Origin of the sequence: Sphingomonas sp. FUKUSWIS1, from assembly GCF_000733135.1 — a bacterium.
In the GTDB taxonomy this organism is placed as follows: Bacteria; Pseudomonadota; Alphaproteobacteria; order Sphingomonadales; family Sphingomonadaceae; genus Sphingomonas; species Sphingomonas aerolata.
Window position 1 is genome coordinate 25,265 of sequence record NZ_JPJC01000161.1, and the last position, 20,237, is coordinate 45,501.

Sequence of the window (20,237 nt, forward strand, 5' to 3'; positions counted from 1 at the left end):
CCGAGAATCTCGCCACGCCGGACGTCGAGGTCGAGGCCATCATGCACGACCGAATCGCCGAACTCGTTCCTCAGCCCCTTAACGGAGATGATGCTGTCGTCAGTCTTGCGGGCCATCAGTCCCAGCCGATCCAGGTGAAGAATACCGCGAAGAACGCGTCGAGCACGATGACGAGGAAGATGCCCTGCACCACCGCCGAGGTCGTGCGCAGCCCGACCTGTTCGGCGTCAGCCTCGACCTGCATGCCCTGGAAACAACCCGCGACCGCGATGATCGCGCCGAAGACCGGGGCCTTGATCAGTGCGATGTACAGATCGGTGATCGGCACGACTTCGCGGATCCGGGCGATGAAGGTGACGGGCGGGATGCCGAGCTGGATCCAGCACAGCAGCCCACCGCCGATGATCGCGATCAGCGACGCGTAGAAGGCGAGCAGCGGCATCATCACGATCGCCGCCAGCACGCGCGGCAGGACCAGCGCCTCCATCGGCGACACCCCGATCGTCCGCATCGCGTCGATCTCTTCGGTCAGCTTCATCGTGCCGAGCTGCGCGGCAAAGGCGGAGCCCGACCGGCCCGCGACCATGATCGCGGTCATCAGCACGCCGAGTTCGCGCAGCGTCAGCCGCCCGACCAGATTGATCGTGAACACCTCTGCCCCGAACTGGCGGAGCTGGACCGCGCCCTGCTGCGCGATGACGACGCCGATCAGGAAGCTCATCAGCCCGACGATGCCGAGTGCGGCGATGCCCACGACCTCGAAGCGCTGGACGACCGCGTTGAAGCGGAAGCGCTTGGGGTGGCGAATGACGCTGCCAAAGGCGATCGTCGTCGCGCCCAGAAAGGCGAGCAGGCCAAGCATCGTCCGGCCGGTCAGGACGACCGCGTCGCCGATCTCGCCCAGCACGCGCTTTACCGAACCGACCGGCTTGCCGCGTGCCGCCAGCGGCTGATCGGAGGCGACGACCTGATCGAAGAGATTCTGACCGTCAGCATTGAGCCCGTCGATCGTCGCGTCGTTGCGTGCGGCGAAGCGGTGGACGATCCAGGCGCCTATCGTGTCGATCCGGTCGACCTGGCTCAGATCGACTCGTTTGATCGACGCGGCATCAACCGCCTCGAGCCGATCGGGAAGATTTCCGATGTTGGCGAGCGACAGATCGCCGGTGAAGCGAAGCGTACCCGTGTCGGCACCGTCCTGCTGAAAATCGGCCATCGCGCTCATCGGCGGCACCTTTGCGGCAAACGGACTGGATCGGCAAGACGAATGCTGTGTAAGCCGGCCCAATGACCCAGCTTCTCGCCATCTACGACATGGACAAGACGATCACCCACGCGCCGACCTGGACGCCGTTCCTGATCCACACCACGCGCACCGGCGGCGCGCCGTGGCGACTCGCGCTGGTGCCGGTCGCGGCGCTTGCGGCGGCGGGATATCTCGCCAAGCTGATGAGCCGCGGCCGCCTGAAGCACATCATGCAGCGGATGATGCTCGGCAAGACGCTGACCCCGGCGCAGGAGCGTCGCGCCGCCGAGGCGTTTGCCGACCGCGTGATGCGCGACGGGGTCTTCGCGGCCGCGCTCCGCCAGATCGAGGCGGATCGCGCGGCGGGATACAGGCTGGTGATGGCGACCGCCTCCTACCGCTTCTACGTCGAGTCGATCGCCGAACGGCTCGGCTTCGATGCGGTGATCGGTACCGAGAGCCTGCGCGACGCGAACGGCCATCTGCTCGCCGGGATCGACGGCGAGAATTGCTACGGCCCCGCCAAGCTCGCGATGATCGAGCGCTGGATGGCGCGTGAGGGGATCGCGCGACACGATGCGCATGTCCGCTTCTATTCGGACCATGTCTCCGATGCGCCGACCTTTGCCTGGGCCGACGAGCCGTTCGCGGTCAACGCGCACGGTCCGCTCCGCCTTCTGGCAAAGGCGAAGGGCTGGCCGATGCCCGACTGGGAGCGATAACCGGGGCGACTAGAGGATCCGGTCGACCGTGTGGATCACCAGGCCGACGAGCCCGCCGACGATCGTGCCATTGACGCGGATATATTGCAGGTCGCGACCGACCGCATTCTCCAGCCGGCTGGTGATCGTATCGGCATCCCAGCCGCGCACCGTCTCCGACACGAGCCGGACGATACCGTCGCCATAGTCCGCCGCGATGCCGACGACCGCGCGGCGGACGAACCGGTTGATCGTATGCGACAGCCGCGGATCGTGGAGCAGCGTCTCGCCAAGCTGGCGCAGCACGTCGCCCAGCTTGCCCGCCATCGCCCGCTCCGGATCGCGCGCGATCGCCAGCAGCGCGCCGCGCGCCTGCTCCCACAAACCGTCAAGCCAGCGCTGCATCGCTGGGTTGTCGAGCAGGTCGTTCTTCATCGCCTCGACCCGCTCGCGCATGCGGCGGTCATATTGCAGGTCCCAGGCCAGCCGCTCGAGCGCTTCCTCCGCCTTCAGCCGCAACGGGTGCTGCGGATCCTCTGCCATCTCCGCGAGCAGGCGGTCGAACCCGTTGATCAGCTTGTCCGCGACCGTAGTGTCGAGTCCCGTCCAGCGCAGGATCGAACCCGACTTCTCGTGCACCATTGCGCGGACGAGATGGTCGTTCGCGGCGAGCGTGACCGATGCCCAGCGGATCGCCGCCTCGAGCAGCGGGGCGTGACGACGCTCGGCGATCGCGGCCTTGAGCAACTGGCCGAGGATCGGCGATATCTCGGTCTGGCGCAGCCTCGCGCGGATGCCGGCCTTCACCATGCCGCCGAGCCGCGCGGGGTCGAGGCCTTCGAGAATCTGCGCGACCAGCTTCGACGCACCCGACCGGAACCGCCCCCCTGCCCCTTCGGGCGGATCGGTCAGCCAGTGTGCGATCGCGCCCGCGACGTCGAGCCGCCGCATCCGGCGCGAGATGACCGAGGGCAGCAGGAAATTGTCGCGCAGGAATATCGCGAGCGTGTCACCGATCCGATCCTTGTTCCGCGGGATGATCGCGGTGTGCGGGATCGGCAGCCCGAGCGGATGGCGGAACAGCGCGGTGACCGCAAACCAGTCCGCCAGTCCGCCGACCATCGCCGCCTCGGCAAAGGCCCGGACGAAGCCGATTGCGGGGTGCCGGTCGACCAGCGCGCGGCTGACCAGGAACACGACCGCCATCAGCACCAGCAGCCCAGTCGCGACGATCCGCATGCGAATGAGAGCCGGGTTGGTCGCTTCCTTGGCCAGGCGCACGCGGGAATTCGATGTCATGCCCGAAACAATCCCCGAGCGCAGGGATAGTTCACCCGTGCGGTGTCACGCCGGCGATCATTCCGCCGGCTGTGTCCCGCCATCGCCGTCGCGAAAGCCGATCTTGGGCGATGCCGGCCCGAGCGCCGGCGCGTTGGGGCCGGCGATCCCGACCACTTCCGCGCCGTCGTCGCCGGGCCGGAAGGTGAGCAGGCGGCGACCCAGTCGTGGCCCTGCCCAGCGCTCGATCCCGACCGCGATGCTGAACGTCGCCGGCACGATCAGCAGCGTCAGCACGGTCGACATCACCAGACCACCGATCACGGTGATGCCCATCGGCGCGCGGAACGATCCGTCGCCGCCGATCGACAGCGCGGTCGGCACCATGCCCGCGACCATCGCGACCGTGGTCATGACTATCGGCTGCGCGCGCTTGTGCCCGGCATCGACGATCGCGGTCCAGATATCGACGCCCTTGCCCATCTCCTCAAGCGCGAAGTCGATCAGCAGGATCGAGTTCTTCGCGACGATCCCGAGCAGCATCAGCAGCCCGATATAGACCGGCATCGAGATAGGATGCCCCGTCACCCACAAGGCGAGCAGTCCGCCGAGCGGCGCGAGGATCAGCGAGCCCATGTTGACGAACGGCGGCAACAGCCGGCGATAGAGCAGCACGAGCACCGCGAAGACGAGCAGCACGCCCGCCACCACCGCGACGATGAAGTTGCTGATCATCTCGGCCTGCCACTTGGCCTGGCCGAGCACGAGTTCGCTTACCCCGATCGGCAGCGCGTTCATCGTCGGCAGCGCATGGATCTGCTTCTGCGCATCGCCGCTGATCACGCCGGGCGCGAGATCCGCACCGATCGACAGCTGGCGCTGCTGGTTGACGCGGTCGATCTTGGTCGGCCCCGAGCCCAGCCCGATATCCGCGACGAGGCTGAGCGGCACCGATCCGCCCGTCGCGGTGGCGACCGGCAGGTTCTGGATCGTCGCAAGGCTCGTCCGCGCATTCTGATCGAGCGCGACGCGGATCGGGATCTGGCGATCGCTGAGCGAGAAGCGCGCGCTGTTCTGGTCGATATCGCCCAGCGTCGCGATGCGGATCGCACTCGACAGGCCCTGCGTCGTCACGCCGAGATTGGCGGCGAGATCGAGCCGCGGGCGGATGACGATTTCAGGCCGCTGCAGATTGCCCGCGACGCGCGGCGCGACGAGCGACGGCAGCTTCGCCATCTCGGTCACGATCTTCTGCGCGGTCGCGTCGAGCTTGACCGGGTCGTCGCCGCCCAGCGTGATCGTCACGTCGCGATTGCTGCCGCCCCAGCCGAACTGCGACCGGAACGACACGCGCGCATCGGGGATCGCCGCGAGCTGCGGCGCGAGGCTCCGCTCGAACGCGGTGCTCTTCATCGAGCGATCGTCCTTGAGCGTCGCGGTGACGCGGCCATTGCCGACCGCGGTGCGGGCATAGACCGATGCGACATCGGGTTGCGCCTGGAGGATGCTCGCGACCCGGGTCACGACCGCCTGGGTCTGCGCCAGCGTCGTGCCGGGGACCATGTCGATCGTCGCGGTGCTGGTGTCGCTGTCGCGCGGCGGCTGGAAGGTCGAGGGCAGGACGAAGAACATCGCGATCGTGATCGCGGTCGCGGCCGCACCCGCCACGACCGGCAGCCAGCGGTGCCGCAGCGTGAACCGCAGCGACGCCATGTACCAGTCCATCAGCTTGCCTTCGCCGTGGCTGGCGGTGCCGTGCGCCTTCAGGAAATAGGCCGCGATCATCGGCGTGATCAGACGCGCGACCGCGAGGCTCATCAGCACCGAGGCGACCACGGTCAGACCGAAATTCTTGAAGAACTGGCCCGAGATACCCGGCATCAGCCCGACCGGCAGGAAGACCGCGACGATCGACATCGTCGTCGCCAGCACTGCCAGCCCGATCTCGTCGGCGGCGTCGATCGACGCCTGATAGGCGGATTTGCCCATCCGCATGTGCCGGACGATGTTCTCGATCTCGACGATCGCGTCATCGACCAGCACGCCCGCGACCAGGCTGAGCGCGAGCAGCGTCATCTGGTTCAACGTGAAGCCGAGCAGGTCCATGAACCAGAAAGCGGGAATCGCCGACAGCGGAATGGCGAGCGCGGAGATGATCGTCGCGCGCCAGTCGCGCAGGAACAGGAACACCACGATCACCGCGAGCACCGCGCCCTCGATCATCGCGTCGATCGCGCTGTGATATTGCTCCTCGGTATATTTGACGCTGTTCGAGCGCAGCACGAAATGCACCGCCGGGTTGCGCTTCTCCAGCGCCTCGAGCTTCTTGACCGCATCGTTGAACACGGTGACGTCGGACGCGCCCTTGGCACGCTGGAAGTCGAAGCTGATGACCTGGCGACCGTTGATCGCCGCCGCGGTCCGCTGCTCGGCATAGAGGTCGCGGACCTGCGCGATGTCCGCCAGCCGTACGGTCCGCCCGCCGACCGAGATCTGCGTCTGGCCAAGGTCATAGGCGTTCTTGGCATTGCCGAGCACGCGCACCGACTGTTCGGATCCGGCGATCTCCGCGCGGCCGCCCGCCGCGTTCAGATTGACCTGGCGCAGCTGCGCGTTGACCTGGCTCGCGGTCAGGCCCTGGCTCTGCAGCTTGACGGGATCGAGGATCACGCGAATCTCGCGGCTCACCCCGCCATTGCGGTTGACCGCGGCAAGCCCCGATACCGACAGCAGCTCCTTCGCCACGGTATTGTCGATGTACCAGCTCAGCTGTTCGACCGTCATGTCGCTGGCGATCGCGGAGTAGCTCGCAATATCCTCGTCGGTGGTGTTGGCGCGGAACACCTGCGGCTCGAGGATCCCCTCGGGCAGGTCGCCGCGGATTTGCGCGATCGCGTCGCGCACGTCGTTGACAGCGCGGTCGATCGGCGTGCCGATATTGAGCTGGATGACCGTCTGCGACGTACCTTCGGTGACCGTTGAGCTGATCTGGTCGATGCCCTGCAGCGTCCGCACCGCCGCCTCGACCCGCTGCGTGACCTGGGTTTCTAGTTCGGTGGGCGCCGCACCCGGCTGGCTGATGACGACGATCGCGATCGGGAAGTCGATATCCGGATCGTTGTTCACGTCCATCCGCATGAAGCTGACGATTCCCGCCAGCGTCAGTGCGAGGAACAGCACGATCGGCGGTACCGGGTTGCGGATCGCCCAGGCCGAGATGTTGCGGAAACCCATGGTGCGTCAGCCCCGTTTGCTACTGGTGGGTGTCGTCGTCGCGCTGGTGGTCGCCTTGGTCACGGGCTTGACCTTCTGCCCCGGTGCGAGGAACCCGCCCGCCGATTGGACGACGCGTTCGTTGCCCTGCAGCCCGCCTGCGATCGTCACCGCACTGTCGGAAACCTGGCCGATCTTCACGTCGCGGCGCACCACCTTGTCGTCGGGACCGACAACATACACGAAACTGCCCTTGTCGTCGCTCTGCAACGCCGAGTCGGGAAGCTGCGGTGCGACCGTCGCGCCACCGACGATCGACGCCGCGGCGAACCCGCCCGGACGCAGCGCGGGATCATAGGCGAGCGCGATTCGCGCGACGCCCTGGCGTGTCTGCGGGTCGATCACCGGCGACACCTGCCAGACCTCGCCCTTATACCCCTTGGCCGAACCGACCGGGGTCACCGTCGCCCGCGCGCCGACCGGCAGGCCGAGCAGATCGCTTTCGGCCAGCGCCGCGCGCATTTCCATCTGTCCGCCCATCGCCATGCGGAACAGCACGCCGGTCCCCGAGCTGACGATCTGCCCGGGCTCGACGCCGCGGGTCAGCACGAGGCCGGCGGCCGGTGCACGGATGTCGAGTCGCCCGTTGCGCGCGCGGGCCTCGCCGAGCGACGCCTGCGCCACCTTCACGCGCGCCGCCGCCGCATCGCGCGTCGCCGCCTTGCGCTGGAGATCCGCCTTCGAGATGAACCCGCGATCGACCAGCTGCTGCGCACGGTCGAGCTCCGCCTGTGCGATCGTCTCGTCCGACCGCGCCACGGTTACGGATGCCGACAGCGATGCCGCGGTCTCGGTCTGGACCGAGCGGTCGACCGTCGCAAGCACCTGCCCCGCCGCGACCCACTGGCCCGGCTCGACCAGCACGCGCGTGATCATGCCGCCCTCGCCCGCGACGCCGACGGGCATTTCGCGGCGCGCGGCCAACGTACCGGTCGCGGCGATCACGCGGTCGACGGTCTGGCGACCGGGCACGATGACGGTGACGCTCGGAATCTGCTCGGTCGGCGCACCGGGCGCCGCTGCATCCTTCTTGCCCGATCCGAACGCGAACCAGGCGATGGCCAGCGCCGCGAGGATGACGACCACCGCGATGATGATGTTGCGACGGGTATGCGACGGCGGCGTCTGATCCGTCAGCACCTGCTGCGGCTCGCCGCCGATCGTCCTGGCTTCGTAGTTCATGCGCGCGCTATCCCCGTCCCGACCCGAATCCGCCGGACCACTCGCCAGCTGTATTATATAAATAGATCACCGTGCTCAAGCCCCCCGGCACGCCGCGCAGCCAAATGTCAGACATGACCAGGATCGCACCTGTCTGCAAGCTGCACGCGATGTTCAGCCTGCGTTGACCCGGCTTCGATCAATCGCGAAAGCAGGCTGACTTACAGGGAGACACGATATGACCAGGCTCACCATGATCGCGACGCTGGCGGCGGTTCCGCTCGCCGCCGCGATCCCCGCCGCCGCTTCGGCGCAGGCGCAGGCGTCGACGGTCGAACCGATGGTCCCCGCGACCGGGACCGTGCTCGACGTCAGCGCCGAGGGCCGCACCACGCGCGTGCCCGATGTCGCGACGATCCGTGCGGGTGTCGTCTCGCAGGCGACGACCGCCGCGGCTGCGCTGGCGGACAATGGGCAGCGGATGAATCGCGTGCTCGCAGCGTTGAAGAAGGCCGGGGTCGCGCCGCGCGACATCGCCACCGCGACGGTCGGGCTCGCGCCGCAATATCGCTATGCCGACAACCAGCCGCCGGCGGTCACCGGCTATCAGGCGACCAACAGCGTTTCGATCCGCTTCCGCGACGTGGCGAAGTCGGGCGCGATCCTCGATGCGCTGGTCGCCGAAGGTGCGAACCAGATCGACGGGCCCAATCTGTCGATCGACCAGCCCGATGCGGCGCTGGACGAGGCGCGGGCCGATGCGGTCAAGCGCGCGCGTGCCCGCGCCGATATCTATGCGCGGTCCGCCGGGATGCGCGTCTCGCGGATCGTCTCGATCACCGAGAATGGCGAGAATGCCGGCAATCCGAACCCGCCGGTGTTCATGGCCCGCGCGGCGATGGCCAAGGACAGCACGCAGATCGTCGCGGGCGAGAAGGACGTCACCGTTTCGGTCTCGGTCCGCTTCCTGCTAAACTGAGCGCATAGAAAAAGGGCCGCCCGGTCGCCCGGACGGCCCTTTTTCAACGCTGTGTAGCGACCGCTCTTAGCGGACGCTGCCGCGGCGCACGAGGTTGACGATCGCGAGCAGCACGATCGCGCCAAGCAGCGACACGATGAAGGAGGTCAGCGTCAGCGGTGCGCTGTTGATCGAGCCACCCGACAGGATCAGGCCGCCGATGAAGGCGCCGACGATGCCGACGATGATGTTCAGGAAGATGCCCTGCTGCGCATCCGTGCGCATGATCATGCTGGCAATCCAGCCGATGACGCCGCCGATGATCAGCCAAAGAATGATACCCATTTTACTTTCCCTCCGTTGTTCCCGTAGCCGGGCGATGGCGGAAAGACGTGCGAGCACGGACGTTTGTTCCGCCCGCGTTTTGATTATGTAGGCTGATTCGGGTCAGTATTTTTGCTGCCTTTCGTACAGCGACTTATAGTGCTGGATCCGCGTCACGCGCAGGCCCGGCATCCCCGACCGGTCGATCGCGCGCTGCCATCCGGCAAATTCCTCGACCGTCAGTCCATAGCGGTCGCAGACCTCGTCGACCGACAACAGACCGCCATTGACCGCGGCGACGACCTCGGCCTTGCGGCGTACGACCCACCGCGTCGTGCTGGGCGGCGGCAGCGAATCCAGCGTCAATTGCTCGCCAAGCGGTCCGATGACCTTGGCAGGGCGGAACTTCTGGTTCTCGATCATTTACAACCTCTGATCGGGGCGGGGGCCCCCTCTCGATACGTGGCTACGACCCGTAGCCAAGGGAGTTGAAGAATGGCTAAAACGCCGCGGTAAACGCCGCGGTCATTCCTGTTTCCATCGCGTCAAGGCATCCGCCATTGGCCCATTGAACGCCCCGTGGACGGGGGCGAACAGCTTGGGATCGATCGCACCCCGCGAAAACCCGGCCTGAACCGCCGCGGTCGGGCTCGCCGCCTGACGCGCGGCGATCCCGACGATCAACACCGCCAGGTCACCGGGCAGAACGGTCAGCTCGGCCTCTCGATCGAAACGGGGGAAGCTCAGATCCAACGCGACACTCGCAAAACACCAACTAGAGGTTCCGTCTAAACGCCGGGGAATGAAAACGAGGTAAAGTTCGGGACAAAGAGTTGTCGCGCCTGTCGCTTTTTTTGCAACGCCTCGTCGCAGAGACTATGGTGTACCGATGGAACAGGCGGATTTTCAGCTCGGCGGCGCGACACCAGGGTCGGGGTCGCTGGCCGGTCGACGGATCGTCGTCGCGATGTCGGGCGGGGTCGACAGCTCGGTCGTCGCGGCGCTCGCGCATGCGACCGGCGCGGAGACGATCGGCGTGACGCTGCAGCTCTACGATCACGGCGAGGCGGTCGGCCGCGCGGGCTCGTGCTGCGCGGGCCGCGACATTCGCGACGCGCGCGCGGTCTGCGACCGGCTGGGCATCGCGCATTACGTCTTCGACCATGAATCGAGCTTTCGCGAACAGGTCGTCGACACCTTTGCCGACGCTTATCTCGCGGGGCGCACGCCGATTCCGTGCGTCCAGTGCAACATGGGGCCCAAGTTCACCGACCTGCTGAAGCTCGCGCGCGATCTCGGCGCCGATTGCCTGGCGACCGGCCATTATGTCCGCCGCGTCGAGGGCGCGCACGGCGCCGAACTCCACCGCGGCGCGGATCCTGCCCGCGACCAGAGCTATTTCCTGTTCGCGACGACGCAGGCGCAGCTCGACTATCTGCGCTTCCCGCTCGGCGGCCTGCCCAAGGCGCGCGTGCGTGAGATCGCGGCCGAACTCGGCCTAGGCGTCGCGGCCAAGCCTGACAGCCAGGATATCTGCTTCGTCCCCGACGGCGATTACGCCGGACTGGTCAAGAAGCTGCGCCCGGAGGCGGATACCGCGGGCGATATCGTCGATATCGGCGGCATGAAGCTCGGCGAGCATCGCGGGCTGATCCACTTCACCGTCGGCCAGCGTCGCGGGCTCGAGATCGGCGGCAGCCCGGAGCCGCTCTACGTCGTGCGCGTCGAGCCCGACACAAGGCGCGTCGTGGTCGGCCCACGCCGGGCGCTCGCGGTTTCGGCGGCGCAGCTGAGCGACATCAACTGGCTCGGCGACGATTTCACCGGGCCGCTCACCGCCAAGGTGCGCTCGATGGCCAAGCCCGTCCCGGCCCGCCTGATCGGCGACCGCGTCGTGTTCGACGCACCCGAATATGGCGTCGCACCGGGACAGGCGACCGTCCTCTATGCCGGCGACCGCGTGCTCGGCGGCGGCTGGATCGCGTCGACCGAGGCGGCACTCGCCGCCGCCTGACGCGTTGGGCGTGGCATGGATATCGACGACCTGCGCCGCCAGATGGAAGCCGCCGCCGCGGCGATGGACTTCGAGACCGCGGGGCGGCTGCGCGACCAGATCAGCCTGCTCCGCGGCGGCGGCACCGTCGCCGACACCGCGGGACTCACCCGCCAGCAACCCGGCGCGATGGGTCTCGGCACCAGCCAGCAACGCCTGACCCCGCCGCCCGGCTGGGTGAAACCGAAAAAGCCCGATCCGATGACCAAGGGACGCAAGCGGTAACGCCCCCCCCACCCGTCATCCTGACGGACGTCAGGACGACGGCCGCATCAGACGCCCCTCACGGCAGCAGGAACGTGCCCTCGATCACCGTCACGCACGCACCGCCAAGCACCACCCGGTCGCCTTCGAGCCGGCACGTCAGCCGCCCCCCGCGCGCGCTCGCCTGGAACGCGGTGAAACTGTCGCCCAGCGTCTGCGCCCAGTACGGCACCATCACCGCATGCGCCGACCCCGTCACCGGATCCTCGTTGATCGCATAATAAGGCGTGAAGACGCGGCTGACGATTGCGGTCGCGGACCCCTTCGCCGCGACGATCGCGACGATCGGAAACTTCGCCAGCGCGACGAAATCGGGCTTCAGGTTGCGGACGATCGCCTCGTCCTCGACGATCACCAGCGCATAGCCCTTGTCGTGCCACAAGGTCTCGACCGGCGAATCGATCGTCAGTGCCGCGACGATCTCCGGCATTGCCTTTGGCGCGGGCGCCCAGGCCGGAAGCTCGAGCGTGTATCCGCCATCCGCGCAGGCGACCTCGAGGATCCCGGCCTGCCGCGTCGCGAACCGGACCCGGTCGCGCGCACTATCCGACGACAGCACGAAATGCCCGCTCGCCAGCGTCGCATGCCCGCACAGCGCGACCTCTGCGCCCGGCGTGAACCAGCGCAGGTCGAAATCGACGCCCTCTTCGGCGGAGGGGACGATGAACGCGGTCTCGCTCAGGTTGTTCTCCTGCGCGATATCCAGCAGCACAGCATCGTCGAGCCACGCCGACAACGGCATCACCGCCGCCGGATTGCCCGCAAAGGCCGTGTCGGCGAACGCATCGATCTGCGCGAACGGTATTCTCATGCTGCTGGCCCTCTGCCCGTTGTCGATCGCCGCAGGTTAAACCCGCTTGCCAAACCAATGCGGCGTCACGTCCGCCTCGACCAGCGGATTGTCGGTATCGACATGCCCCTCGGGATCGAGGTGGATCAGCACCTCGACCTTCGGAAACGCGGTGCGAAGGTTGCGCTCGACCGCCTCGACGATGTCGTGGGCATGCGCGACGGTCAGGTCGCGCGCGACCTCCATGTGGAACTGCGCAAAATCATGGCTGCCCGACCGGCGGGTGCGGAAGTCATGGATGCCGCGGATGCCGGGCTGACGCGCCGCCACGTCGAGGAACTGCGCACGCAGATCCTCGGGCCATTCCTTGTCCATCAACTGGTCGATCGCGTTCGACGATGCCGAGAAGGCACCCCAGGCGAGCCACAAGGCGATGACGATGCCGAAGATCGGATCCGCCCCGCTCCACCCCATATACTGGTCGAGCACCAATGCGACGATCACCGACCCGTTCAGCAGCACGTCCGACTGGTAATGGACATTGTCAGCAAGAATCGCGACCGATCCGGTCTGGCGGATGATCCGGCGCTGATAGGCGAGCAGGAACACCGTCGCGACGATCGCGACGACCGACACGCCGATGCCGAAATCGGCGCCCGTGGTCGGCTGCGGATCGTTGAACGCGAGGATCGCGCGCCAGGCGATGCCCGCCGCCGACGCGGTGATCAGCATCACCTGGAACAGCGCGGCGAGCGCCTCCGCCTTGCCGTGGCCGAAACGGTGGTCGTGATCGGCCGGCGTCGCCGCCAGCCGCACGCCGTACAGCGTGACGAGGCTCGCGAGCAGGTCGAGCGCGGTGTCGGCGAGCGAGCCGAGCATCGCGACCGATCCGGTCGTCCACGCCGCAAAGCCCTTCAGCAGCAGCAGGAAACACGCCATCGCGACGCTGGCGAGCGCCGCGCGCGTCGCCAGCGGGATCACCCTGCGGCGTTCGTCCTGGGTCATGGGAACAGCAATCCTTCGGTCCAGCCTTCACCGTCGCGCACGAACAGTCGCCGCTCATGTAGGCGGTGTTCGCGGTCCTGCCACAGCTCGATGCGATCGGGCGCGATCCGGTACCCGCCCCAATGCGGCGGCCGCGGCACGTCGCCACCCTCGAACCGCGCCTGCGCCTCGGCAAAACGGCGTTCGAACGTGTCGCGCGTGTCGAGCGGGCGCGATTGTTCCGACGCCCATGCCCCGAGTTGCGAATCACGGCCGCGCGTCGCGAAATAGGCGTCCGATTCCGCATCGCTCACAAGGCTGACGCGCCCCTCGATCCGGACCTGCCGGCGCAGCGACTTCCAGTGGAAGAGCAACGCCGCATGCGCGTTCGCGGTCAGCTCGCCCGCCTTGCGGCTCTCGCGGTTGGTGTAGATGACGAAACCATCGGGGCCATGCCCTTTCAGCAGCACCATCCGCACCGACGGACGTCCCTGTGCATCCGCAGTGGCGAGGGCTACAGCGTTGGAGTCGTTGATTTCTGTCTGCCTGGCCTCGGCGTACCAGGCCTCGAACAGCGTGATCGGGTTATCGGACATGGCAGCGCCATAGCGAAACTTGGCGGGCCGCGAAACAGCGCACGGCACGGCGCTCACGGAACGACTCGCCACGCCGACGATTGAATCGGTTTCGCAACGAAGGAAACCGCACCGTGGCAGCGCGCGCCTATTGGCAGGGACAGATCCGGCTCGCGCTGGTCTCGATCCCGGTCGAAATCTACTCCGCCACCAAATCGGGTGCGGCCGTCTCGTTCAAGCAGATCCACGAACCCTCGGGCCAGCCGGTCCATTACGATAAGGTCGTCACCGGCGTCGGCCCGGTCGATGCGGACGAGATCATGAAGGGCTATGAGATCGAAAAGGGCGAATATGTCCTGCTCGACCAGGACGAGATCGACGCGGTGAAGCTCGAATCGAAGAAGACGCTCGAACTGACCCAGTTCGTCGATGCGAGCGACATCGACGTGCTCTATTATGAAAAGCCCTATTTCGTCGTCCCTGCGGACGATCTGGCGGAGGAGGCGTTCATCGTCCTGCGCGAGGCGCTCCGGCGGACCAAGAAGGTCGGGCTCGGCCAGCTCGCGATGCGAGGCCGTGAATATGTCGTCAGCCTCAAGCCGTGCGGGCGCGGCTTGGTGCTCGAGACGCTGCGCTACGCGGACGAGGTGCACAAGGCGCAGGGCTATTTCCGCGACATCCCCGACGACAAGCCGTCCGAGGAACTGCTCGAACTCGCCGAGGCGCTGATCGAGAAGCGCAGCGGCGACTTCCACCCGCAGGATTTCCACGACCGCTATGTCGACGCGCTGAAGGACCTGATCGAACGCAAGCGCAAGGCCAACGGCAAGACGATCATCGACGACAAGGACAGCGGCGAGAGCAAGGGGTCGAACGTCGTCGACCTGATGGCGGCGCTGAAGAAGTCGATGGAGAAATCGGGCGGCACGGCTGCGGCTGCGAAGAAGGCGCCCGCCAAGAAAGCCCCGGCCAAGACCGCGACGAAGACCACGGCCAAGTCTCCGGCCAAGAAACGTGCGTAATGCTCCCTGTTGTGGTCCTGCGAAGGCGGGGACCCAGCCTCGGCTCCCGCATTCGCGGGAGACCGATGGTGGCTGACACCCCAGACCCCCTCGCGCTCTACAATGCCAAGCGGGACTTCGCGAAGACCGCCGAACCCGCCGGCACGCTAACCCCCGGCAACGGCAACAGCTTCATGGTCCAGAAGCACGACGCCACCCGCCTCCACTGGGACCTGCGCCTCGAGATCGACGGCGTCCTCAAAAGCTGGGCGGTCACCCGCGGCCCCAGCCTCGACCCGGACGAAAAGCGCCTCGCGGTCCGCACCGAGGACCATCCCTTGAGCTACGCCACGTTCGAAGGCGCGATCCCCGCAGGAGAATATGGCGGCGGCACGGTGATGCTGTGGGACCGCGGCACCTGGGCACCGATCAAGGGCAAGTCGGCCAAGGACCTCGACAAGGGCCATCTCCACTTCGTCCTGGATGGCGAGCGGATGAAGGGCGAATGGCTGCTGATCCGCCTGAAACCCCGCGCGAAGGAAAAGCGCGAGAACTGGCTGCTCCGCAAGATCGACGACGCCGCGGCGGGCGGCACCGACACGCTGGTCGACGAAGCGCTGACGAGCGTCTCGACCGGGCGCACGATGGCGGAGATTGCCGAGGGGAAGAAGCCGGCACGCGCGAGCAAACCCGCCCCTCCCCCGTCATCTAGGCGAAAGCCGGGATCCAGAGCCAAAAGCGTCGCGGCCCATACTCTGGATCCTGGCCTTCGCCAGCATGACGGCACGCTTCCCGAATTCCGCGACCCCCAGCTCTGCACGCTCGTCGACGCCGTCCCCACCGGCACCGCGTGGCTGCACGAGGTCAAATATGACGGCTACCGCGCGCTCGTCGCGGTCGCGAACGGCAAGGCCAAGGTCTTCACCCGCACCGGGCTCGACTGGACCGACAAGTTCGCGAGGATCGCCGCCGCCGCCGCGAAGCTCCCCGTAAAATCGGCGCTGATCGACGGCGAGATCGTCGCCTTCAAGAACGGCCACCCCGATTTCTCGACGCTGAAGGACGCGATCTCCAGCGGCGGAGACATGACCTTGTTCGCGTTCGACCTGCTCGAAGTCGACGGTGAGGACCTGACCGGCCTGTCCAATCTCGACCGCAAGGCCCGCCTCGAACCGCTGATCCCGGGCGATGACGACCGCCTGCGCTATTCGGACCACGTCATCGGCGCGGGCGAGCAATTGTTCGAGACGATGTGCCGCGAGGGCCTCGAAGGCATCGTCTCGAAACGCGCCGACGCGCCCTATCAGGGCAAGCGGACCAAGGCGTGGCTCAAGGTCAAATGCACGCACCGTCAGGAATTCGTCATCGTCGGCTGGCTCCCGTCCGACAAGAAGCGCGGCTTCAAGTCGCTGCTGCTCGGCGTCCGCGAGGGCAAGACCTATCGCTATGCGGGCAAGGTCGGCACCGGCTTCGACTTGGCGCTGATGGACGAGCTGCGCGAGAAACTCGATGCGCTCGACCGCAAGACGCCGACCGTCGAGGCCCCGAAGGCCGCGGTCCGCGGCGCGCACTGGGTAACGCCCAAGCTCGTCGCCGAGATCGCCTTTGCCGAAACCACCCCCGACGGCGTGCTGCGCCATTCGAGCTTCATCGCTCTGCGCGAGGACAAGGCGGCCAAGGACGTCGTCGCCGAAACCCCCGCCCCGCTCCCCGATGCCGCGCCTGAGACTAAGATCAAGATCACCAACCGCGACCGCGTCATCTTCGACGACTCCGACGTCACCAAGGGCGATCTCGCCGATTATTACGCCGCGCTGTCGGGCCTCATCCTCCCCTTCGCGGGCAACCGCCCGATCAGCCTCGTCCGCTGTCCGCAAGGCCGGTCGCGCGCCTGCTTCTTCCAGAAACATGACGCCGGCAGCTTCGGCGACGCGGTCCATCAGGTGCCGATCCGCGAAAAGGACGGATCGACCGAGGACTATCTCTATGTCGACGATGCCGACGGGCTGGTCGCCTGCGTCCAGATGGGGACGATCGAATTCCACGGCTGGGGATCCTCCAACGAGACGCTCGAAAAGGCTGACCGGCTCGTCTTCGATCTCGACCCCGACGAGGGGCTCGACTTCGACGATACCAAGAAGGCCGCAGAGTTTCTGAAGACGCAGCTCGCCGAACTAGGGCTCGTCAGCTTCGCGATGCTGTCTGGCGGCAAGGGCGTCCATGTCGTCGTCCCGCTCACCCCCAAGGCGGAATGGCCCGCGGTCAAGGATTTCGCCGACCGTTTCGCGCGGGCGCTGGCAAGTGCCGAGCCCGACCGGTTCGTGGCATCGATGGCCAAGGCCAAGCGCAAGGGCCGGATCTTCATCGACTGGCTGCGCAACCAGCGCGGCAGCACCGCGGTGATGCCCTATTCCGCCCGCGCCCGCGCCGGCGCGCCTGTCGCCGCGCCCGTGTCGTGGAGCGAATTGCGCGATATCGACACCGCCGCCCGCTGGGGTGTGCGCGACGCCGAAGACCTGATCGCACGCGCCGGCTCGCGCGGGTTGAAGGGCTGGGGCGTGGCGGACCAGGTCCTGCCGGATTTCTGAGGGTCGCGCGCCTCTATATGGCTCGTTCCCCGGCGAAGGCCGGGGCCCAGTTGGGGAACAGTCGCAAAGGATATGCAGCGCAAGGTTACGACCACCTTCCCACCTGGGCCCCGGCCTCCGCCGGGGAACGGCCAGCCCGGGAAAGTCCTGTTCCCCCTCCCCGACCTACCCCACGCCCGACAATTTAGGTTGCGCCGCACCAGCGAAAGGTGAAACACCCGCCGCCACTATTCGAAGGCATCAAGGCATGGAGATGGCGACGCAATCCACGCCCCCGACCGATACGGCGCAATCGAGCGCCTATGACGCGACACGCCATGCCGAGCGCTGGATCGCCGACTATTGCGCGCGCAGTACCGCCGCCGACATGCTCTGCCCCGCCGCCGACGGCAGCATCGACCCCGCCTGGACCGCGACCTTCGCCGAGCTCGCGATGGTCGCCTCGGACGATCTCGGCCATGTCCGCGAACGCGTCCAGCGTCACGCGGTCGATATCGGCACCGGCTTCCGCATCGCCGACGAACCCGACGAGCGCCCCTGGCCCGTCTCCCCCGTCCCGCTGCTGATCGAGGCGGACGCCTGGGCGCGGATCGCCGCGGGCGTGGTCCAGCGCGCGACGCTGATGGAAACGGTGATCGCCGATCTGTACGGCGAGGGAAAGCTGGTCGCGGACGGCCATATCCCCGCCGCGCTCGTCACCGGCAGCCCGTTCTTCTTGCGGCCGATGGTCGGGCTCGATCCGCCCGGCGGCCGCCATCTCGATTTCATCGCGATCGATCTCGGCCGCGGTCCGAGCGGCGAATGGCGCGTGCTCGCCGATCATCTGCGCGCACCCGCGGGCGCGGGCTATGCGCTCGAGAACCGGCTCGCGGTCGGCCGCACGCTCGGCGGGTTACAGGCGCGGTTGAACGTTCAGCGCCACGCGCCCTTCTTTGCCGCGTTCCGCGCGGGGCTGGCGGCGATGTGCAAGCGCACCGATCCCCGCATCGGGCTGCTCACCCCCGGCCGGTTCAACCCGAGCTATCCCGAACAGGCGCATCTCGCGCGCTATCTGGGGCTGCTGCTCGTCGAGGGCGCGGATCTCGCCGCGCTCGAGGACAAGCTCTATGTCCGCACGATCGGCGGGCTGAAGCGGATCGACGCGCTGTGGCGGCGGCTCGATCCCCGGCTGCTCGATCCGCTGGCGTTTGACACGCATTCGCAGATCGGCGTGCCCGGCCTGATCGACGCCTATGCCGCCGGCAATGTCGTGCTGTCGAACGCGCCCGGCTCCGCGGTGCTCGAGGCGCCCGCCTTCTCCGCCTTCCTGCCGCAACTCGCGCGCACGATCCTCGGCGAGGACCTGCTGCTCCCCAACATCGCGACCTGGTGGTGCGGGCAGGACGCGGCGCGGACCGCGGTCGAGGCCGATCTCGACCGGCTGCTGATCGCCCCCGCCTATCACACCCGCCCGCTCGGCTTGCCGAACGGCGCGACCGCGGGCGCCGACATCACCGGCGCCGACCGTGCCGCGCTGCTCGCCGACATGGCGCGCCGCCCGCAGGATTATGTCGGGCAGGAGATCGTCCGCCTCTCGACTATGCCCGTCGTCGTTGGCGACACGCTCGAGCCGCGCCCGTTCACGCTGCGCGTCTTTGCAGCACGCGGCGGCGACGGCGAATGGACCGTGCTGCCCGGCGGGTTCGCGCGGATCGGCGAGCACCCCGACGCGCGCGCCGCGGTGATGGGCGAAGGCATCTGGTCCGCCGATGTCTGCGTCTATGGGCCGGAGCCGGTCGCACCCGTCTCGCTGCTCACCGCGCCCGATTCGCTCCACGTCCGGCGCAATCCCGGCACGCTGCCCAGCCGAGTCGCGGACAATTTCTACTGGCTCGGCCGCTATCTCGAGCGCGGCGAGGCATTGCTCGCGGCGATCCGCGTGATGCTCGGCAATTCGATCGACGCGGACGGCGGCGCGGTGCTGTCGTCGCAGACCGTCGGCAAGCTCGTCGGGCTGATCGTCGGCAGCGGTGCCGCACCGCATCCCCCCGCGCTGCGCCGCGCCGACCTGACCGCGTTCGCGCGCACCGCAATGGAGGACGAGGGTTGGCAGTCGGTCGCGACGATCAACCGCCATGCGCGTGCGATCGGCGAGGGATCGCGCGACCGGCTGTCCTCGGACATGGTCCGGCTGCTCGAGGCGCCCTTCCCGACGCATCGCGGGATGCTCGAACGCGCCGGTTCGCTCCAGCGCCGCTATGCCGCGATTGCCGGGCTGTCCGCCGAGCATATGGGACGGACCGCGGCATGGCGGTTCCACGATCTCGGCCGCCGGATCGAGCGCGCGATGGCGATGGCGCGCGCGATCCGGCTGTTCGGCATGCCCGGCGCCTCGCCCGACGACCTGTCGGTGCTGCTCGACCTCGCTGACAGCCAGATCACCTATCGCCAGCGCTATCCCACGGGAATCGCGCGCGTGCCGGTCATGGATCTCGTCGCGCTCGACCCCGGCAACCCGCGCAGCCTCGCCTTCTCCGCCGACCGCATCGCCGCCCGGCTCGCCGAACTGCCGGTGCTGAGCGACGACGAGATGGCCGAACCGCAACAGGCCCAGGCGACCGCGCTCATGGCGATCGTGATGACCGCAACCGCCGCCGAGCTGGACGCGGATACGCTGGGCGACGTCGAACGCCGGCTGGCGGGCGTGTCCGACGCGCTGGCGAGACGCTATTTCCTGCAGGGCGCAGAACCGCTCCGCACCAGCGAACTGACGCTCGCATGATATACGACATCCGTCACGTCACCACCTTCGACTATGGCGCGAGCGTCAAGTTCGCGCGCTGCAACCTCCGGCTGAAACCGATCGACTGGCCGGGCCAGCATCTCGACGCCTACACGCTCTCGGTCCATCCCGCGGGACGCGTCAGCCCCGCGCGCGCCGAGGCGGGGCTCGCCAACGTCACCCGGCTGGTGGTCGACAGCCCGGTACGCCACCTGACGATCGAAAGCCGGTCGCGGATCACGGTCGACCGGCTCGTCCCCGTCCCCGCCGCCGGCGACCC

18 protein-coding genes and 1 pseudogene are annotated in these 20,237 nt (G+C 67.6%); 8 read left to right on the plus strand and 11 right to left on the minus strand.

The features are described 5' to 3' along the window. Positions 1-116, minus strand: a pseudogene (locus sphsw_RS20410) (ABC transporter ATP-binding protein); the annotation flags it as partial. Continuing rightward, positions 116-1,225 carry an ABC transporter permease gene (locus sphsw_RS10375; RefSeq protein WP_031440556.1) on the minus strand — a complete coding sequence of 370 codons (1,110 nt, stop codon included), beginning with the start codon at positions 1,223-1,225 and terminating at the stop codon, positions 116-118. The pseudogene sphsw_RS20410 and the gene sphsw_RS10375, both read right to left, overlap by 1 nt. A 62-nt stretch (positions 1,226-1,287) precedes the next feature. Here sphsw_RS10375 and sphsw_RS10380 point away from each other — a divergent pair, with 62 nt between their 5' ends. Next, positions 1,288-1,968 (plus strand): HAD family hydrolase, encoded by a 681-nt coding sequence (locus sphsw_RS10380; protein WP_031440557.1) that lies wholly within the window; start codon positions 1,288-1,290, stop codon positions 1,966-1,968. Positions 1,969-1,977: 9 nt separating this feature from the next. Here the strand turns inward: sphsw_RS10380 and sphsw_RS10385 are convergent, their stop codons facing one another. Genes sphsw_RS10385 through sphsw_RS10395 form a run of 3 tightly spaced genes read right to left on the minus strand, consistent with a single transcriptional unit; the run spans position 1,978 to position 7,680 of the window. Then, entirely contained in the window at positions 1,978-3,246 is a 1,269-nt protein-coding gene (locus sphsw_RS10385) for a DUF445 domain-containing protein (protein WP_031440558.1), read from the minus strand. Positions 3,247-3,303: 57 nt separating this feature from the next. Then, the gene (locus tag sphsw_RS10390) at positions 3,304-6,459 is read right to left on the minus strand and encodes an efflux RND transporter permease subunit (protein ID WP_031440559.1); all 3,156 of its coding nucleotides are present in this window, start codon (positions 6,457-6,459) and stop codon (positions 3,304-3,306) included. 6 nt (positions 6,460-6,465) lie between these two features. Further along, positions 6,466-7,680, minus strand: a complete 1,215-nt coding sequence (locus sphsw_RS10395) for an efflux RND transporter periplasmic adaptor subunit (protein WP_031440560.1) — start codon at positions 7,678-7,680, stop codon at positions 6,466-6,468. Positions 7,681-7,897: 217 nt separating this feature from the next. On the opposite strand from sphsw_RS10395, the gene sphsw_RS10400 reads away from it, so the two are divergent. Beyond that, the gene (locus sphsw_RS10400) at positions 7,898-8,638 is read left to right on the plus strand and encodes an SIMPL domain-containing protein (RefSeq protein WP_031440561.1); all 741 of its coding nucleotides are present in this window, start codon (positions 7,898-7,900) and stop codon (positions 8,636-8,638) included. 66 nt (positions 8,639-8,704) lie between these two features. Here sphsw_RS10400 and sphsw_RS10405 read toward each other — a convergent pair whose 3' ends face one another. The 3 genes from sphsw_RS10405 to sphsw_RS10415 all read right to left on the minus strand — a co-directional run bounded on the left by sphsw_RS10405 (position 8,705) and on the right by sphsw_RS10415 (position 9,694). Next, a complete protein-coding gene (locus sphsw_RS10405; protein ID WP_031393003.1) occupies positions 8,705-8,962 on the minus strand; it encodes a GlsB/YeaQ/YmgE family stress response membrane protein in 258 nt (85 codons plus the stop codon). 102 nt (positions 8,963-9,064) lie between these two features. Then, positions 9,065-9,364 (minus strand): CtrA inhibitor SciP, encoded by a 300-nt coding sequence (gene sciP / locus sphsw_RS10410; RefSeq protein ID WP_031393004.1) that lies wholly within the window; start codon positions 9,362-9,364, stop codon positions 9,065-9,067. Between the two features lie 102 nt (positions 9,365-9,466). Beyond that, entirely contained in the window at positions 9,467-9,694 is a 228-nt protein-coding gene (locus sphsw_RS10415) for a hypothetical protein (RefSeq protein ID WP_031393005.1), read from the minus strand. A 136-nt stretch (positions 9,695-9,830) separates the two neighbouring features. Here sphsw_RS10415 and mnmA point away from each other — a divergent pair, with 136 nt between their 5' ends. Both mnmA and sphsw_RS10425 read left to right on the plus strand, forming a co-directional pair. Then, positions 9,831-10,955 (plus strand): tRNA 2-thiouridine(34) synthase MnmA, encoded by a 1,125-nt coding sequence (gene mnmA / locus sphsw_RS10420; RefSeq protein WP_031440562.1) that lies wholly within the window; start codon positions 9,831-9,833, stop codon positions 10,953-10,955. A gap of 15 nt (positions 10,956-10,970) precedes the next feature. Then, positions 10,971-11,219 carry a UvrB/UvrC motif-containing protein gene (locus sphsw_RS10425; protein ID WP_031440563.1) on the plus strand — a complete coding sequence of 83 codons (249 nt, stop codon included), beginning with the start codon at positions 10,971-10,973 and terminating at the stop codon, positions 11,217-11,219. A gap of 58 nt (positions 11,220-11,277) precedes the next feature. Here the strand turns inward: sphsw_RS10425 and sphsw_RS10430 are convergent, their stop codons facing one another. The 3 genes from sphsw_RS10430 to pdxH are packed head-to-tail and all read right to left on the minus strand — an operon-like array spanning position 11,278 to position 13,628. Then, positions 11,278-12,069, minus strand: a complete 792-nt coding sequence (locus tag sphsw_RS10430; RefSeq protein ID WP_031440564.1) for a PhzF family phenazine biosynthesis protein — start codon at positions 12,067-12,069, stop codon at positions 11,278-11,280. Positions 12,070-12,105: 36 nt separating this feature from the next. Beyond that, a complete protein-coding gene (locus sphsw_RS10435; protein ID WP_031440565.1) occupies positions 12,106-13,053 on the minus strand; it encodes a cation diffusion facilitator family transporter in 948 nt (315 codons plus the stop codon). Continuing rightward, on the minus strand, positions 13,050-13,628 hold the full coding sequence (gene pdxH, locus sphsw_RS10440; protein WP_031440566.1) for a pyridoxamine 5'-phosphate oxidase: 579 nt from the start codon (positions 13,626-13,628) through the stop codon (positions 13,050-13,052). The genes sphsw_RS10435 and pdxH overlap by 4 nt, the downstream gene beginning before the upstream one ends. Before the next feature lie 113 nt (positions 13,629-13,741). Here pdxH and ku point away from each other — a divergent pair, with 113 nt between their 5' ends. The 4 genes from ku to sphsw_RS10460 all read left to right on the plus strand — a co-directional run. Further along, entirely contained in the window at positions 13,742-14,629 is an 888-nt protein-coding gene (gene ku, locus sphsw_RS10445; protein ID WP_031440567.1) for a non-homologous end joining protein Ku, read from the plus strand. A 65-nt stretch (positions 14,630-14,694) separates the two neighbouring features. Beyond that, positions 14,695-17,196 (plus strand): DNA ligase D, encoded by a 2,502-nt coding sequence (ligD, locus tag sphsw_RS10450; protein ID WP_031440568.1) that lies wholly within the window; start codon positions 14,695-14,697, stop codon positions 17,194-17,196. A gap of 253 nt (positions 17,197-17,449) precedes the next feature. After that, positions 17,450-19,957, plus strand: coding sequence for a circularly permuted type 2 ATP-grasp protein (locus sphsw_RS10455; RefSeq protein WP_031440569.1), 2,508 nt, complete (start codon positions 17,450-17,452; stop codon positions 19,955-19,957). Continuing rightward, positions 19,954-20,237, plus strand: a 284-nt coding sequence (locus tag sphsw_RS10460; RefSeq protein ID WP_031440570.1) for a transglutaminase N-terminal domain-containing protein, incomplete at its 3' end; no start/stop codon positions are given. The genes sphsw_RS10455 and sphsw_RS10460, both read left to right, overlap by 4 nt.